This window comes from Candidatus Eisenbacteria bacterium (genome assembly GCA_016867495.1).
GTDB lineage: Bacteria > Eisenbacteria > RBG-16-71-46 > CAIMUX01 > VGJL01 > VGJL01.
This window is the reverse complement of record VGJL01000041.1, coordinates 1-17,431: the sequence shown is the minus strand read 5'-3', so window position 1 is coordinate 17,431 and position 17,431 is coordinate 1. Positions and strand designations below refer to the sequence as shown.

Genomic DNA, 17,431 nt, shown 5'->3' with positions numbered 1-17,431 from the left:
ATGGGGGCAACGGGTCGGATGCGAATCGACCAGTTCCCTGGTCACCCGATCGGAGTCGACCTCCGCGACGATATCGGCGATCTGCGCCGCCCACGCGACGATCTCGATCCCGAGAGCGACCGCAAGGAGCTTCTCGGCGATCGCGCCGGCGGCTACGCGGCCGACCGTCTCGCGCGCGCTGGCGCGACCGCCTCCGCGCCAGTCCCGGATTCCGTACTTCGCTTGGTAGGTGTAGTCGGCATGCGACGGGCGGTAGAGGTCCCTGAGCGGCTCGTAGTCCGCCGTCTTCGCGTCCCGATTGCGCACGAGCAGGAGGATCGGAGTGCCGAGCGTGCGCCCCTCGAAGACCCCCGAGAGGATCTCCACGCGGTCCTCCTCGCCCCGGGGCGTGGTCAGCTCGCTCTGGCCCGGGCGGCGGCGGAGGAGCTGTCGCTCGATCTCCTCCGACGTGATCGGCAGGCGCGGCGGGCATCCGTCGACGACCGCGCCCACGGCGGCGCCATGGCTCTCCCCCCAGGTCGCGACCCTGAAGATCGTCCCGATGACGCTCGCCATCCTAGCCCCCGAGTACGAGCCGGCCGAGGAGCTTGGGATCGAAGGAGACCGGCATCCAGTCGCTCGTGGTCTTGAGGGCCGGCTGCTTGCGGCGGAAGTTGACCTTCAGCTCCTTCACCCTCTCCCCGACATCGAGGTTCTTGAAGGGGACGAAGATCTCGACCGAGTACTGATCCTCGCCCCGGCTCGCGCCGACCTCGTACTCACCGTTCCATCCGTAGTCCATGTTCATGGTGCCGCCGCGCATCGTCCCTCGGCCGTCGAAGACCGCTCCGTTCGGATTCACGTAGATCTGGTGGATGACCGAGTCGGCGCTCGCCAGGAACCAGCCTACGCAGTCCTCGCGGTGGATCGGCTCGTCCCGCCCGTTCATCTCGGCGACGCAGGGATGATCCCTTCCGATCACGCAGCGCGCGGCGAAGTAGATTCCGCGGGCGTCGCTCGCGAAGAGGAACTCCGCCGGGTCCGCTCCGGAGGGCCCGGCCTCGGGCGACATGAAGATCGTCTCGGCGCCGGTCTCCTCCCATTCGCCTGGAGAGATCGCCCCATCCACTCGGATCCCCTTCGCCCCCCCGCAGCGGGCGGTCCGCTGGATCCTCAGGGGAAGCTCGATCGCGCACGACTTCTCCCTCCCGAAGCGGACCGTCGTCGAGAGAGAGGGCAAGGGGAAGGGGATCGCGCTGCAGCGAACCTCGAACGAGGCGGATCGCGCGCCCGTGGCCGCGGCGAAAGGAGCCGAGAGAGGCGCGACCGACCAGTTCTCGGGCACCTTCCAGCGAATCGAGTCGGCTCCCGCGACGACCATGTCCTCGGGAAGGGAGACGCGGATCGACGCGGCCCCTTCCTCGAAAGAGTAGGGCGTGACCTCGATGCCGCTCGCCGTCAAGCGATAGAGGATCCGGTTTTCCGCCGCGTTGAAGAGGTCCGCAGGGTGGACGCTCCCGAGGGAGATCGGCGTGATCGAGACCTTCCCCTCCCGGATCGTCCCCCAGAGGAAGCCGACGAACTTGCCGTTCGCTAAGTCCCGACTGTCGACCGCCCCTCCGGAGGACCCGCACACGACGTAGAGCACGCCGTCTCTCGGCTCATAGACATAGTCGTGCCAGTGCCCGGCCAGGACGGCATCGACGCCCTTCTTCACAAGGATCGGGTGAAGCGGATCATCCCTCCCTTCCCACACGGTCTGGCTGAAGTACGGCTTGTGCATCAGCACGAGGACGGGATCCTCCGGCCGGACGCCCGAGAGCTCGCGCTCGAGGAAGCGGACCTGATCCGGGGCGATCGGATCGGCTTCGCCCGCGCGCGAGTTGTCGAGGACGAGGACCGTCACGCCCGCCGCGTCGACGCGCCTGTAGGGCGGGCCGACCCTCGATCGCCACACCGGCTCCGCTGCGTCGGTCGTGATGTCGTGGTTGCCCGGCGTGCGGATCAGGAAGGTCTCTTCCCGGGCCCTGCGTCCGAACGCGCGGTCGAACTGCGCCGCGAGAAGGTCGTACTCGGCGCCGAGCGCGACGGTGTCCGATCCCAGATACCCCTCGACTTGGTCGCCGACGGTCACGACGAAGTCCGGATCGAGCCGCGCCACTTCCGCGAGGACGGAATCATAGACGCCGGGCATCGCGCTTCCCGTCTGATCGGCGACCACGGCGAAGCGGACGGCCGGCGCGGACCAGACGGGACTCGCGGCCGCCGCAATCAGCAACAGGGAAACGATTCGCATCATGCTTCCTCCTGGAGGCCGCGCGGCGGGAGCCCCTGTCCTCGGAGCGCCGCCGGGCGTCCGGAGAAGAATATGATCCCGCGCGCGCATCCTTGTCATCGCTTTTGTCCCGGCGTCCGGAGACAGATCTAACCCGTTCATATCAGCGCCGTCTTGAGGGTTCGCTCCCCCGATGCTACGATCGGCCGTGCTTGCTTTGCGTCGTCCAGCCGAACCCTGACGGAGCGCCGAAGAAAGGAAAGGACCACTGCCAAAGACCACCCACAGGAAGCGGGCGGAGAACCTCGCCTTCTCTCTTCATGTCGCCCAGGAGCTGGAGCGCTTCGCGCCGGACGAGGAGCCGGACCGCCTGTTGCGCCACGTGCACCGTGGCCTGGGACCCGTCCTGGGCGCCGACCTCGGCTTCGTCTTCCGCCTTGTGCGCGGCTTCGAGGTCGAGGCGACGTACTACCTCTCATGGACGCCGCGGGGCGAGAAGCTGCACGCGCGAACGAAGCTCTCCGCCCTGCGCGAGCAGGCGCAGCAGTTCGCCCGCGACCGCAAATCCCCCGGAGATCCGAGACTCCTCCTCACGGTGGTGGAGAGCGGAGGGCACCCGATCGGCGTCTTCGCCTTCCTCCGGCCCGGCCGCGCCTTCGGCCGCGCCGAAGCGAAGCTCGGGATCGACGTGGCGGAGATCCTCGGGCGGCACATCACCCACCGGGAGAGGGAGCGCATCTTCGAGATCCGGGAGAGGATCGTCCGAAAGGTCCTCCTGCAGCATCGCCCCGCCGACATCCTCTATCAGGTGCTCCATGGCCTGAAGCGGCTGCTTCACTACGATCACAGCGCAACGGTCCTCACTTTCGATCGGGAGAGCCTGCGCCTGGCGGTGCGGGCCGAAACGATCGCGTGGAAGAAGGGCAAGAGCATGCGGATCGGCGCGGAGTTCTCGCTCGATCGGATGGAGCGGGACTTCGTCGCCTCTCTCTCGGGAGCGGTCCTGCTCGATCCTACGTCGGCGGATGCCGCCCTCCCCTCCCGACTGCTCGCGCATCTCGAGGCCCTCGAGCCCGGCGCGCCTCCCGCGCGCTCCGTCCTCCTCGCGGCGCTCCGCCAGCGCGAAGAGACCGTGGGGCTGCTCGCCGTGCGATCGCTCATGCCGAACGCCCTCGTCAGCGAGGACAGGGAGACGATCGACTCCTTTATCAAGATCGTTTCGGCCACGGCCCTCCACTCCGAGTTTTTCCGCCAGCAGGAGAACAGACTCCTCGACGCGGAGAAACGGAGCGCCCTCGGCGAGCTGGCCCGGGCGATCTCGCACGATCTCAACAACGCCTTCGGCGTCATCCAGCCCCTCCTTCAGACTCTCAGGCGGGACGTCGAGGCGGGGAGGATCGACACCCACGACCTCAAGACCGACCTCGCGACGCTGGATCAATACGTCAGCAGCTCTCTCAGAATCTTCCAGGGACTCCTCTCCTTCGCGCGCGGATCCGCTGAGGAGGCGCAGCCGGTCTCGATCGCCGACAGCGTCGACGAGGTCTTGAGCCTCCTCTCGCGGGGGCTGCGGACGCAGGGGATCCGCGTGACCCGGGAGATCGCGCAGGGGCTCCCGCGCGTCCACTCCCGCCGTCAGGACATCGAGCAGCTCCTCCTGAACCTCCTCAACAACGCGAAGGAAAGCATGCCGGACGGCGGACAGCTCACCGTTCGCGTCTGGATCGAGAAGGACGGCGAGGGACAGGCGATCCGCCTCTCGATCGCCGATACCGGGCGGGGAGTCCCGGCGTCCCTGTTGCCCCGCGTCTTCGAACCCTTCTACTCGACGAAGCAGGGCGGCACCGGACTCGGCCTCGATATCTGCCGCTCGATCGTCTGGGAGTACGACGGCGCCATCTGGCTCGATTCGGAGGAGAGAAAGGGGACCACCGCCCACGTTCGCCTGCCGCTCTACCGGAGATTGGACGCCGATTCGGCTGTGGAGGCTGCCTCCTCGAAGACGGCTGTGTCAGGGATCCAAGGCGAAGAACGGATGCGGGCCGGGACGGCCGGGAATCCCTCGAGCCGGGACGGGACCGCGCGTGAAGGGAAGGGACGAGGCGAGACATGACGCCGGACAGACCCGGGGAGATCTTGAACGAGGAGCTTCGCACCGTCCTCGTCGTGGACGACGAGCCGGGGATGCGCTACGCGACCCGGCGGATCCTCTCGCCCCAGTACGAGGTGATCGAGGCGGGATCCGGCGAGGAGGCTCTCGACATGATCGGGGAGCAACACTTCAACGTGGCGCTCGTCGACTTCCGCCTGCCCGGGATCAGCGGACTCGAGCTGCTGGCGGCCATCAAAGTGGTCAGCCCATCGACCGACGTGGTCATCATGACCGGTTCGGCGAAGGATCCCGACGAGGCGCTTCTCGGCTCGATCCGGCGGAAGGCGTTCTTCTTCCTGCGAAAGCCCTTCTCCGCGTCGATCCTCGAGACGCTCGTCGATCGGATCACCGAGACGCAGATCCTCGAGGAGAGGCTCCAGCAGCATGCCAGACAGCTCGAGGACGACCTCGAGAGCGCGAGGGTCTTCCAGCAGGCCCTTCTGCCCCCGCACGAGTGGAGCGGCAACCGGATCGAGGTCGCGGCCCTCTACGTCCCGAGCGCTCGGTTGAGCGGCGATCTCATCGACTACTGGCCTCTACCCGGAGGGGGCACGGCGCTCCTTGCCGCGGATGTCATGGGGCACGGCGCGTCGGCGTCGATGATCACGGGCGTCGTCAAGACGCAACTCCATATGTTGACGGCGCAGGAAAGGGACCCCGGCAGGGTGCTCCATCTCCTCGATCTCGCCCTTCACAACCTCACGCGAGATCGCTTCCTGACGGCGTTCCTCCTGATCGACGACCTGACCGCGGGCGAGATCCGCTACTGCGGCGCGGGACATCCGCCGGGAATCCTGCGGACGCCGGACGGGAAGATCCTCCCGATCGAGAGCGAGGGAATCCCGCTGAACCTCCCCCTCCCCGATCATCCCGAGCGGGCCGGCTCCACACTCGCGCGCCAAGAAGGAACGAGAATCTTCCTTAGCACGGATGGGTTCGGCGACGCGACCTCGCCGGAGGACATTCACCTCAGCGAGACGCCCGGGTATAGGAGGCTGATCGAGGATTGCCTGCGCGTTCGTCCGGCCGAGGCGCGCGACAGGCTCGAGGAGGCGCTCCTCGACCACACCCAGAGGATGCCCCAGAACGACGATCGGGCCTTCCTGGTGGCGGAGCTTCTGTAGACGGCCCTGATCGGATTCGAGAGGCGAGCGGGCGCGCTGCCTCGCCAGCGCCCTAGGTCAATCCCAGATCCCGAGAAACGCCTTTCCATCCTCAGACGCGTGCTTGCGCGGATCCCAGGGAGGCTCCCAAACGAGCTCGATCTTGGCCTTCCGAACGCCGGGGGCGCGGCGACCCGCCTTCACCGTCGCGCCGAGGATCTGAGGTCCCGTAGGGCACATCTGGCTGGTCAGCGTCATGGTGACCGTGACCTCGCCGGCATCCTGATCGATGCCGATCCCGTAGAGGAGGTCGAGATCAAGGATCGACAGACCGAGCTCGGGATCGGTCACGGGGCGCAAAACCTGACGGATCCCACCCTCGGTGATCCGAACGCCGGAGTCGGAGTTCCTCCCGCACGATTCCCTCACCCGCGCGCCTCCTCCGTTGTGGCCGCGGCGTCCTGCGCGTCCTCTCCACCCCGCTCACGCGCGCGCAGCGACTCGCGAAGAGTTATCCAGGGAAGCATGGCGTGCTTGATCCGAACGGGAAACCTGGCCATGCGCTCATAGGAAGAATCAACGGGCCTTGAAGGCCGGGCCCGGTCTCTGGATGGCTGCGGAAGATGCCGCGGGCCTTCGCTGCGATGGGCCCTGGATCTCGGACCCACCAGAATCGGCTCTCCTGCCTCTTCCCGCCTCCACCCTTCTCTATCCAGGGCGCACCTCTCCCCTGCAACCGAGCCTCAGGCCCGGCGGGTGTGGGAGGCAGACAACTCTCGACTCGCCTTCGTGAGGACGGATCCTCGGCGGGGCGCACACGGGACCGCGTCTGCATCCGCCTCTCCCGTCCGTCCTGCCCAAGTCTCAAGGCGGGGATCGGGTGGACGAGCCATGCTCCGCAGCCTCCGCCAAGGCGCCGCTTTCGGTGGCGACGTCCTCTCCCTGCCCGCCGACATCCGTCTGCATTCGTGGGGGAAGAAGATCCAGCGGCGGCTGCCATAGGCCGTGACGAGGGAGTGAGACGGGGGGCGCTGTGCACGGCAGCCCGAGATGCCGGAGGATCTTCTCGATGAGCGTCCGCATGAAGCACCCGCCGCAGGAGCTGCGCCCCAGGAGTGCGGCTTCGGGAAGCACCCCCGCGAAGTTGCCTCTCGCTGATGATGATCACGTGCTCTAGGCACTCTCGCTGAGTCGAGCCGATCAGGCGCTCGACATACGGATTCTGCCAGGGCGAGCGGGCCGAGAACACTACCTGCTCGATCCCCATGCCTTCGACACGACCGACGAAGTCGGCTCCGTGGGTACCGTCCCTGTCCCGCAGCAAGTACTTCGGCGCGGTATCCCACGGAAACGCCTCGATCATCTGCTATCCCGTCCAGGCTGCGCTCGGCGGTGCCGTTACATTGAAGTGAAGCACTCGCGGCCGGTCATTGCTCAGGACGATCAGGACGAAGAGCGCCCGGAATCTCACTGTCGGGACCGTGAAGAAGTCGATCGAGAGGATGTGCTGGGCGCAGTTCCCCAGGAAGGCCCGCCAGCTCTAGGTCGGCGGCATCCGGTGACGCACCATGTACTCCGTCACCGTCGCCTGGCAGACCTCGATCCCTAGCTTCAGCAGCTCGCCGTGGATGGGAGGGGCGCCCCAGAGTGGATTCGATTCCGATATCTGACGGACAAAGGCCCGGACCTCATGGACTGCCTGCGGCCTGCCCTGTTTCTGCAGCCGGTTACTCCATCTCCAGTAAATCCGGGACCTTTCCCGATGCGAGGTTTCTTCGAAGCTCGTTGCAGAACCGCGAGTTGGTGCCGAAGGGCGAGGTTCTCGACGGCGAGCGCCCGTTCGGATTGAAAGACGGAGACCAAGGTGCGGAACATGGTGAGAAGTATGACGCTGAGCCCCTCGAGCCGTCAGGCTAACGGCAAGCGCAGCAACGTGGATGGCATTTGTGGGAACGACAACGAGCCCCACCGTGGCCTGGGTCAAGCAGCAGATCCGGGAAGCCACTGCCTGCAACGATGCCCCGCGCTTTCAGGTCCACGGCAACGACGGTATCTTCGGGCAGTTCGGGAGATCCGTCACGGTCGAGGAGAATGGCCGGCGACGGAGCCATCGTTGTCAACTCGATCGCTGGCTGCGCGCCACGGAGGCTCTGGCGAGCGAGGCCGCAGTCGGCTACACTTCGTCGTCGTGTGTGTGGGGCGAAGACGGGCGAGTCCGGTCTACCCGCCTCGAGCTGCCACTTGCTCCCGCAAGGGCACAAGAACGTCGGCAGGGCACAGGAACGGTGGGAGCGACAACGACACGGGCGCTGCAGGGGGGATGTTCTGATCCATGATAGGCAGCCGGTGTCTGATGTGGATCGCGGCAGGATGCCTGACGTGCTCCTGCCTGACACCGTCACTCGGCGACATCTCCCTCACGGGGGCCGCGGCGATCGCCGTGCGGCATCCGGTGCACGAGGCATTTCCGGCGAGATCCTTCGCTGCGGATCACCGGCCAGTGGAGATCGGCGCGGAGTCGCCTTACCAGTATCTAGGCACACGCCTGATCCGGGCGTACCAGGCCTGCGTCAGCCCTGGCCGGGGCACTTCGTGCTCGATGTATCCATCCTGTTCCGAATACGGGCTGGCCGCATTGCGCAACCGCAGCCCTTTGACCGCCTTCGTGCTCACGGCCGATCGCCTGTGCCGCTGCGGTCACGACCTGAGCTACTACCCCGTCATGGAGACCGGCGGCAGGATCCGGTTCATGGACCCCCCTCCGGTTTCGCGAGAGGCTTCTACACCCGCCCTTTCCACCGGGCCGGCACTTCATCCCGAGGCCCAAGCCGGTGTCCAACGAGCGGTTGCATCAGACACCCAACCAGAGGCTGCATCAGGTGCCCACCCGGAGGCACAGCCGCAGGTTCAAACGGATACCTCGCCGGATATGGAGCCGGCTCCGCCGCCGATTCCCTCGATGCCATTTCCGGGGCAGGACCGCATCCTGCGGTTCGCCTCCGCCCTCATGTTCGCGGGCGACTACCGGAGTGCTCTGGTGGAGTACCGCCGCGCCCTCGCGTACTTCCCGGATGCTCCGGGCCATGACGCCGCCGTCGAGTTGGCCTCGGAGTGCCTCTACCGACTGGGGGAGTACGCGGAAGCTCGCCATCTCGCGGAGGAGCTGCCCGCCAGTTCGACCACGCCGTTGGGGATCCGGAGGGAGTACCTCATCGGACGGAGCTACTTCCGCGAGGAGAACTGGCCCCAGGCGCGCGCGCATCTGGCCCGGATCCCCTGGGGATCCTCCGCCGGCGCAGCGGAGTTGGCCCACCGGGCGGCCATGGTCACCGGGTTGAGCTATGCCCGGGAGCTCGACTGGCGCCGAGCAGCGGAGACGTTCGGGACCGTGGATACGACCTCCGAGCTCTTCGAGAGCGCGCAGCTCTGCCGCCGGAAGGCACTGGGGGCCCGGACCCTGGCGCAGCGAAGGCCTGCCCTTGCGGGGATCCTCGCCGTCGTTCCGGGGCTGGGCTACGTGTACTCCGGCTACCCGCGGACCGGTCTGAGCGCCCTGATCGTCAATGGGCTCCTGATCTGGGGAACGGCAGAGGCATGGAAACACGACCAGCATGCCGCCGCGGTGCTGACCGGAACGATCGGGGCCGGCTGGTACGTGGGCAACATCGGAGGTTCCGCGACGAGCGCGCGCCGCCGGAATGCCATGGTCCTGCACAATCAGATCCGGGAGGTGGATCTGGGCTTCGACTTCTAGCCGCGCCACGGCCGGGCGACGCGGACGATGACCTCGACTTGGCGATCGTCACCGGAAGATCGCGACGGCCACGCCGACATGGGTGCCTTCCACAGAGACGTCCTGCAGGAACGAGGTCTCCCTTGCCGGAAGCGTCGCGTGCCTGGCCCCGAAGCGCCCCACCAGGCCGATCCACCGCGCGATCCGTACCGTCATATCGAGCTCGACCGAGTACTCCGGCAGAAGCCGGGAGGCACGGGTGCGGCCGCCCGCCGGCCCGGGATCCAGGAGGAGGGTCGGGACCGTGGTCTCTGCGACCCGCACTCCCCCCGCTCCCGCGGCCAGTGTCAGACCGATCCATACCGGCCGGCGGAATTCGGCGATCCGGCATCCGACGCCGAGGGTGATCGTGTCGGTTCGCAGGCGTCCCAGGAACGCGATTTCGGAAGCCAGTTCCGTGTGCCGGAGCGAGAACTCAACCTGCCACGGCCGCCGCGGATGAAGGAAGACCGCAGCGAGTCCGATTCCTCTCCCCATCCCATAGGTCTGGAGGACCTGCAGGTCCGATGGATGAGTGAAGAACCTCTCCAACAGGACGACCTGCCGCGGCCGCATCGTGCGGGCGGGCGGTCCCTTGGCGGCTGTTTCCGCCGCCCGGAGGGAAACGCCGGCCGCCGCGACCAGGATAACGATCGCCCACCGCTTCACAGCCACCTCCATGTCTCGGCAAGAGCGAAGGCGAACTCCAGCGACACGGTGACGTACAGCGTGGGTCGCTCCTTCGGCTCTCGAAGCCGGAACAGCGCGAGCTCGAGGCTCCGCCCGACCCCACCGGCGTTGCGAGCCAAGGCGGCATGCACGCTGGCCTCCTCGGCCGTTCCGCCCGCTCGGACGTCCTGGACCCGGAAGCGACCTCCGATCCCGTACTCGTACGCATCCGGGCTCATGGCCAGGATCGAGCGGTACGTCAAGTCCAGGCCCGCTGTGGGTTCGCGAACGCCGGAAACGTACCCCGAGCCGAAGGCCTGCAGGCAGAGCCAGCTCCCCAGCCGCACCGGCTGCTCGAACCGCATCGCCAGCGACCATCCGGTCGCGGCGTGCCGGGCCGGTGCGGTCCGCGGAATGACCTTCCAGCCCTTTCGCAGGAAGGGATAGTACGCCACCAGGGGCTGTGTGCCGGTGGACCGGGAGAACGAGGCCGCGGCCAGCAAGTACGGCGACGACCACATGCCGTCGAGGGCGAGGTACTCGGCGGCGAGCTCGAGGGATCCCGGCATGACATAGATCCCCCGAGTCCGGTTCTGGAAGTCCACGCTGTCGGGGCCGGAACCAAGCGGCGCACGTTTCCCGGTCAGCGCGAGATTCGAGCGAAGGTCGAGGGTAGCCGACAGGCCGCACCGCACCCGGTTCGTAAGTGCCATCGAGAGGAAGCCCCGGAGCGGCACCGCCAGCGCGTCATGGTATCCGAGCTTCTTGAGGGAGTCGGGCATGAGCGCCTGGCTGGCGGCCAGCCTCGGCAGCGACTCGAGCCGGGCGGTGACGACGCACGGGGAAAACGGTCCGAAGCCCGGCGGAAGGCGATCGAATGGCTCCAGCCCCAGAGCGCTGCGGAGACGGAGCCAGCGCTCGTAGGCTCGGCGGTGCACGGCCGCCGGAGAGCCGTGCCCGATCGCTCGGCGGTAGGCCTCGGATGCCTCCGCCCGTCGGCCCTGCGCCTCGCGAGCCAGGCCGAGGGCCATCCACGCGCGAGCGTCGGCGGAATGCCCTAGGGTGCCCATAACGGGCTCCCCCAGGAGCGTCGGCGAGCACTCGAGCGCCACGGCCCCGCCGGCCTCCTCCCGCGCAGCCTGGAAGCGGGCGCGCGACTCGGCCTCTATGGCGGCCGCCTCGTCCGAATCGCCAGCCGTGGTGAGCGAGTCGCCCCGGATCGCGAAGCTCCACACCAGGGGGTCGCCGGCCGGGCGGCTCTCCAGGACGATGCGCGCCAGCGCCACCGCATCCCCGTCCTCGAGGTACTCCGCTTCGGCCCGCACCTCGATCTTCCCCGCCGATACGCGGTGCGACGAGAGGCCGCGCACGCCCCGGGCGATGACCGGCGTCCACTCCGGCGTCGGGACCCGGGCCGGCCGGTACTCCCGGAGCCAGTACCCCAGGTCAGGGCATGCCGTCACCTTCTGGAGCCCGCGGGCCAGCGCATAGAGACAGCACACATTTCGGAGGTCTTCCAGGACGGTGTGATAGGAGGCGACCTCGTCGAAATGCTCGTTTAGGTCGAGGAGAAACCGGGCCAGGGGGGGGTCGGCGGGACGGCCGCTCTGGGTGCCGCACTGGACGGTGATGCGGTCCGCCTGAAGGTAGGCCGCGTTGCCAACGACCGACACGGCCACCCCCAGCGGGTAGAAGTAGGTCTTCGTCCCCCCTTCCTCCTCCCGCCTGGCAGGCCGGTAGCAGGCTCCCAGAACCCACGGACTGATCACATCCGGAGAACCGGTCGGAACGGTCCCCAGGCACATCTTCTTGAGCAGGACGTCGGCTTCGTAGCACACGAGCCCCAGCCGCGTTCCCTCGATCTTTCCGGTGTAGATGACGCGGTGCTCCCAGGGATCCGCGTGCCAGGGCGCGGGCTCGATGCTCAGGCCGGGATATGCGACCTTCTCCACGCGGGCCACGCGTAGCGCGACCACCAGATCGTCCAGAAGGATCGCCGGGGAGTCAGGGTCCCGCACCCCCACCACCACGACGTCGCCGCGGCTGGCGTCCACCACGATCCCTTTCGGGCGCGTTATGAAGCCCAGTTCGGCGAGTAGAGGCGGCGCTAGCACCTCGCTCTGCAGGAGGGAGTGAGCGCGGACCAGCGAGAAGCAGACATACTCCCGCGCCTGGACGTGCGACGCCGCGGCTGGGCCCAGGAGCAGGACCGCGGCCAGGCCCGCACGGCGGAACGCCGGGCCGGGCGTCTTTAGCGGGCGCACCCGTAGCCGAGTGCGTAGGTGGCCGCTACCTTGCGCGTCCCCTCGAGCATCTGGACGTCAAGATAGACGCCGCCGAACATAGTGCTGTAGTCGAAGCTGCCGAGATTCCGAGCGCTGTCAAAGGTTCTGTCCCAGCTGTTGTAGATTGCGCTCGGGTCCCCGCCCATCATCCCCCCCACGGAGGCCAGGGTGTTTAGGCCGAAATCCTTGAATTCCCTCCCGAAGTCGGCCCAGGTCGCGCTGGACCAGCCACGGGTGCTGTCCGCGGCGATCGCCCTGTCCAGGCGCGCGATCCGGAACAGGGGATCCCCCGTCTCGGAATCGCCGGCGAGCATCGAACGGGCGTTGACGACGATGTACGGATAGCCGGGAAGGAGCGAATCGGCGTGGATGATGTCGCGCCTGGCCCCTTCCAGGTCGCCGCTGTGGAGCCGCAGAACCGCACGGCCGTTGTCGGCGAGCGCGCACCCCCGGCTCAACGACGCGGCGCGGTCGAAGCACTCGCGGGCGCCCTCGAACTGGTTAGCGGTGAGGTGGGTGATCGCCCGGTTCAGCCAGGCATCCAGGAACTCCGGACGATCCCGAGACACGCGGCGGAAGTCGGCGAGCGCCGCGTGCAGGATCTCGATGTCGGCCGCCGGATCCTCACGGCCCTGGTAGTCGACGGCGCGGAGCACGCCCCGAGCGTTGCGGGCCAGCCAGCAGGTGGAATCCTGGCTCACGGCGAGGTCGAGCTCCTTCAGTGCTCCGGCGGTGTCGCCCAGGCGCGCCAGCGCGTCGCCGGCCAGGTAGTGGGCGGTCGCCGATCCCGGCTGTGCCGCTGCCAGGTCCGCCGTGAAGTCCCTCCACGACGTGTCCTCGCGCCACGCACTGAAGGACAGGAAGCGGGCGGCCGCTTCGTCGCAGCGGTTCAGGGCGAGGAGAGCGTGCGCCGAGAGGAGGCCGGACGGAATGTCGAGAGTGTCGACGGGCACCGCCTGGAGCCGCTGCAGCACATCCGCCCAGTCGTTCCGCATCACGGCGTCGGTGATCCCCGAATTCCCCAGAAGCGGACGGGCCGCTCCCCGGCCGACCCCTAGAAACACCGAACCGGCGAGCAACAGCAGGAGTGCACCGAAACGAACGGACTTTGCCGGATGCCTCATGGTCATCTCCTTCAGCGACAGCCGCGCCCGAACGGGCCAGCCGGTCCTCTTCTAGTCGATCGGCAGGTGAATGCGCCCGCCGACGCGGACCTCAGTCGCGGTGAAACGCGGAATGTCGATGTACAACAGGTCTTCGTTCTCATCGAGCACGGCCAGGTCGCTGATCTCGGTATTGGTGAGCCGGAGAGAAGCGAACAGGCCGACGTTCCGGACAACCAGAAGCTCCGGCTGCACTTCAGCGAAGTAGGCGATGTGCTTCTCCTCGTAGCTCGAGATCTCCGTTCCGCCGGTCTCGGACGCCGTCCGCGAGCTGCCGGCGAGCTTCCACAGACCCGCGCCGAGAGCGACGTCCAGCAGGACCTGGCCGCCGCGCGTAACCGGGAAGCTGGCGATGAGCGAGAGATCCGCGCGGGTAAGATTTCCGTCCAGAGAGGATGGCTCCACGCCCGGCACCTCGATCCGGAAGTCCGCCTCCGCCCGCGCCACCTCCGCGGCGAGGCCGATGCGTAGCGCTCCGCCGGCCACCGGAAACAACGCGGCCACAGAACCCTCCGGGCCCCCACCCTCCGACAACGCGAACTCAATCGGCACCGACGTCCCGTCGCCGACCGGGTAGTTCAGCTTCGTGATCGAGACCGGGCGCCGCCATCCCCAGGAGCCAGACAGCTCCACATAAGGCTTCCCCGGCCGGATCCGGGCGGCGCCCCAGAGGTTGCGCCGCGGAGTCACCGGGATCCCGGACGCCAGCGGGTACAACACCCGCCCATCCTCGCTCAGCACGACCTGGTCGACCTCGGCCAAGCGCAGGACGAGGCGGTCGACGTTTCCCTCGGGATCGAGGACGACGCTCTCCGCGTCCAGCGCCAGCAGCGTGCCCCGCACCTCGCTTCCCCGATGCGTCCGCACCACGATGTCCTGGGCGAAGGCATCGGTCCAGAGGAAGAGCGCGACTGCCAGCGCCGGCCAGGCCCACCCCGACCGGAATCGCGAGCCGGCTCCCGCCCCCTGCGCTCGGCATGGAGCCGCGCGCTTTCGGTTAACCCGCTCAGTCATAGGACAGGAAGCTGAAGACGATCTGGATCTCGTGCGTCAGGTAGGCGCTCCGTTCCAGGAACAGCTTCGATTGCGAGGCCTTCCAGCGGAGCGAGGCCCCGAGCGCGCTGCTGCCGACCAGGTCGAGCCCCGCACCGAACAGGAAGGCGCCGGAGGCGTCGAAGCTGGGAGTCGAGCTGTACAAGGCGTACTGGCTGGTGGTGCCTCCCCGGATGTTCGTGATCCGCACGCCGAGCCCGGCCATCGGCGCCAGGTACAGCCGGGTTCTCTCCCCGGCCAGTGGGAACATCGGCCGCAGCCCGAGGTCCAAGACCAGATAGTTCATGCTCACGATCCCGAGCCTGCCTCCCGGCACGGTGACCGAGATCGTCTCCCCGAGCATTCCGACGTCGAGAAACACGTCCGTGAGCATGGCGCTGCCGCCGGTGCCGGTGGGGAGATACCACCCCGCCATGAACCCGGCTCCGAAGGAGCCGTCCACCTGCAGCTTCGCGTCGAGTTCCGGGTCGAGCGTCTCCACGGGTTTCGGGGCTCGATAGGTCCCGTAGCCGGCGAGAGTGAACCGCCGGTGGACCCGGACGCCGCTGCGCGAGTGTCCGGTCCGGAGTTGCCCCAGGTCGCCCTCGGCAGCGAGCGGAAAGAGGAGGCGCCGGTCCCCGCCCACCGAGACCACGCTGTCGATCTGGGCGGCCTCGACCATCCGGGAGGCGATCGGTCCGGTGGGATCGATCCGGACGCCGGCGGCCGAGAGCTTGAGCAGTTCGCCTTCGATCCTGCTTCCGTCCTTGCAGTAGACCCGCACTTCCTCCGCGGAGGCGGCCGAGGCGACCGCCACCGCGATCAGCAATCCTAGCGCGATTCCCCTCCTCATGGCACCGGCATCCCTTCCGCGAGCGAGGCGAGCGGGAACACCGCCACGCGATCCTCGTTCTGCAGCAGGACGTGGCCCGGTCCGACCATGGTCTGCACGTGGGAGTACCTTATCGAGCGGACCACGCGTGCACTGCGCCGGTCCACCGCCACAATCCCGTCGCCGGTGGAAGGCACGGACCAGATGTGGTCGGGATCCTGCATCGGGAACGGGACGACGGGCGCCGTCCCTTTGTAGATGTGCGCCGCCGTGACGGAAACGGCCTCCGTGGAGACGACCGTCCCCAGCTCAACATCGACGTCGCCGAGCAGGGAGAGATCCTCCAGGTTCCACGCCGTCGCGCGCGCATTCCCCCCGGAAATGCACATCAGGAGGGTGTTTCCGCTTGCGAGCATGCGCCAGGGAGTATCCGCGCCGCGGTATCGGGTCGTGAACGCCGGCACGCTTTCACTCAGCAGGGCTCCGTTCCTGTCGATCACGTGGACGAGGCTGTCGGTGCAGACGGCCAGCCTCCCCGGGGTGGCCAGCGCCTGGACGATCCGGTCGCTCTGATCCGGACGGAACGACCAGAGCTCCTCGCCGGTCTCCACGCTGAAACAGGCGGCGTACGAGTTGTCGTTGTCGCGCCATACACCGTTGTAGAGCTGCCGACCGAAGGCGACCACGACGCACCGGTCTTCATCCAGGCGGAATAGGGCGCACGTTCCGTCCCGCCCGTCCAGGTCGATGCTCCAGAGGTCCTTTCCGTTGGCGGCGTCGAAGGCGAGAAGGTGCTTCTTGCTCACGAAGAGCACGCGGTCGCCGACGACCAGCGGATTGGAGAAGAGCCCGCTGGTGATGTCGGGATTGTCGGTTCCGTAAGTGGTGGGCATCGGCGTGGGAGCCAGGGCCGAGAGGACGCCGAGCAGGCAGTTCTTCGCCAGGACCTTGGTGTAGTTGGCCGAGGACGTGCCCACCTCGCGTTCCCAGCCCGCACCGTTCGGCACGGATCCGGTCCACAGGTGGGTCCCGAGCAGCATGTACTTTTGTCCCTCCCGCCAGGTGCCGTTGAGGAGGCCGTTTCCGGCGGACCGCTCACGCTGCCAGGCCACGGCGCCGGTGCCCCACTGATACCCCGAGACGACCTTCCCATTGCCCGAGAGGCACACGAATTGGCTGCCGGCCAGAGCCGGCAGGGCCCAGCCCGGAACCGAGCCCAGCGTGTCGCCGGTCGCCATCTGCACCCTCAGGACCCGACCCGGCAGTTGGATGAGCCCGATGCCCTTACGGATGCCAAGGATGCTCGCCGACGAGGGGACGATCAGGCAGCCGGTCGCCTCCCCGCTCGCCATAGATACCGAGGCGAACTCCTGCCGCCCCCCGCCGCCTGGCTCCAGCCAGAGGGCGCCGAGCCAGGCCCCGCTCGAATCCACCGCGACCCCCTGCGGGCAGACCGGGAACTTGATCTCCGGCACGGCCATCACAAACGAGGTGTCGACGTCGCAGCCGACGGCGACACGCTGCATCTCCACGAACGGCTTGGACGAGATCTCCACGGCCGGGATCCGTTTGCCCGCACAGCCCGCGAGGAGTGGGACTAAGAAGGCCAGTAGTGGCGGAACAGCTCGCAGGCGGGCGGCGTGGTGACGGAACGACCGGGCGACTCCCAGCAGGGCGATGACCATATCCCCTCCCCTCACGGAACGGTACCGACGGGCGGAGACCCTGCTCGGCATCCGCAATTCGAGGTCGGGGACAAGCTGCGATCCTTCGATACGGGCCGAGCTGTGGATCCTCAGAACTATCCGAGCGGAATCCAAAATAGCCCCCGGCAAGCGCAGGCACAATGGTTTTTGTGGCCCCATGGGGCCCCCGGTGCCCGGGTGGGGGTGTGCGAGTCCTAGTTGTAATTCAGAAGACCGGCAAACTCCTTGGAAGCCGATGAGAAGCTCATAGGAAGAATCAACGAGCCCTGAAGGCCGGGCCCGTTCTCTGGATGGCTGCGGAAGATGCCGCGGGCCTTCGCTGCGATGGGCCCCGGAGCTCGGACCCGCGAGAATAGGCTCTCCCACCTCTTCCCGCCTCCACCCTTCTCTCTCCAGGGCGCACCTCTCCCTTGCAACCGAGCCTCAGGCCCGGCGGGTGTGAGCGGCAGACAACTCTCGACTC

12 protein-coding genes are annotated in these 17,431 nt (G+C 67.7%); 3 read left to right on the top strand and 9 right to left on the bottom strand.

The window, feature by feature from the left end; genetic code table 11:
• On the bottom strand, positions 1 to 555 hold a 555-nt coding region (gene aroC / locus FJY88_06205), incomplete at its 3' end, for a chorismate synthase (GenBank protein ID MBM3286928.1).
• Between the two features lies 1 nt (position 556).
• Positions 557 to 2,416, bottom strand: a complete 1,860-nt coding sequence (locus FJY88_06200) for a hypothetical protein (protein MBM3286927.1) — start codon at positions 2,414 to 2,416, stop codon at positions 557 to 559.
• A gap of 211 nt (positions 2,417 to 2,627) precedes the next feature.
• Between FJY88_06200 and FJY88_06195 the strand changes: the two genes are divergently transcribed.
• Both FJY88_06195 and FJY88_06190 read left to right on the top strand, forming a co-directional pair.
• Positions 2,628 to 4,367: a hypothetical protein gene (locus tag FJY88_06195; GenBank protein MBM3286926.1), complete on the top strand. Its 1,740-nt coding sequence runs from the start codon at positions 2,628 to 2,630 to the stop codon at positions 4,365 to 4,367.
• A complete protein-coding gene (locus FJY88_06190; protein MBM3286925.1) occupies positions 4,364 to 5,530 on the top strand; it encodes a response regulator in 1,167 nt (388 codons plus the stop codon). Before FJY88_06195 ends, FJY88_06190 begins: the two co-directional genes overlap by 4 nt.
• 57 nt (positions 5,531 to 5,587) lie before the next feature.
• Here FJY88_06190 and FJY88_06185 read toward each other — a convergent pair whose 3' ends face one another.
• On the bottom strand, positions 5,588 to 5,938 hold the full coding sequence (locus FJY88_06185; protein MBM3286924.1) for a metal-sulfur cluster assembly factor: 351 nt from the start codon (positions 5,936 to 5,938) through the stop codon (positions 5,588 to 5,590).
• Between the two features lie 1,903 nt (positions 5,939 to 7,841).
• Here FJY88_06185 and yidD point away from each other — a divergent pair.
• Entirely contained in the window at positions 7,842 to 9,263 is a 1,422-nt protein-coding gene (yidD, locus tag FJY88_06180; GenBank protein MBM3286923.1) for a membrane protein insertion efficiency factor YidD, read from the top strand.
• Positions 9,264 to 9,311: 48 nt separating this feature from the next.
• Here yidD and FJY88_06175 read toward each other — a convergent pair whose 3' ends face one another.
• From FJY88_06175 to FJY88_06150, 6 genes are all read right to left on the bottom strand, one after another.
• Entirely contained in the window at positions 9,312 to 9,950 is a 639-nt protein-coding gene (locus tag FJY88_06175; protein ID MBM3286922.1) for a hypothetical protein, read from the bottom strand.
• Positions 9,947 to 12,214, bottom strand: a complete 2,268-nt coding sequence (locus FJY88_06170; protein ID MBM3286921.1) for a tetratricopeptide repeat protein — start codon at positions 12,212 to 12,214, stop codon at positions 9,947 to 9,949. Before FJY88_06170 ends, FJY88_06175 begins: the two co-directional genes overlap by 4 nt.
• Complete coding sequence (locus tag FJY88_06165; GenBank protein MBM3286920.1) at positions 12,202 to 13,365, bottom strand: tetratricopeptide repeat protein; 1,164 nt, start codon at positions 13,363 to 13,365, stop codon at positions 12,202 to 12,204. Before FJY88_06165 ends, FJY88_06170 begins: the two co-directional genes overlap by 13 nt.
• Before the next feature lie 45 nt (positions 13,366 to 13,410).
• Entirely contained in the window at positions 13,411 to 14,265 is an 855-nt protein-coding gene (locus tag FJY88_06160; protein ID MBM3286919.1) for a hypothetical protein, read from the bottom strand.
• Positions 14,266 to 14,404: 139 nt separating this feature from the next.
• A complete protein-coding gene (locus tag FJY88_06155) occupies positions 14,405 to 15,283 on the bottom strand; it encodes a hypothetical protein (GenBank protein ID MBM3286918.1) in 879 nt (292 codons plus the stop codon).
• Positions 15,280 to 17,127 (bottom strand): hypothetical protein, encoded by a 1,848-nt coding sequence (locus FJY88_06150; GenBank protein ID MBM3286917.1) that lies wholly within the window; start codon positions 17,125 to 17,127, stop codon positions 15,280 to 15,282. The genes FJY88_06155 and FJY88_06150 overlap by 4 nt, the downstream gene beginning before the upstream one ends.
• Positions 17,128 to 17,431: the final 304 nt, after the last annotated feature.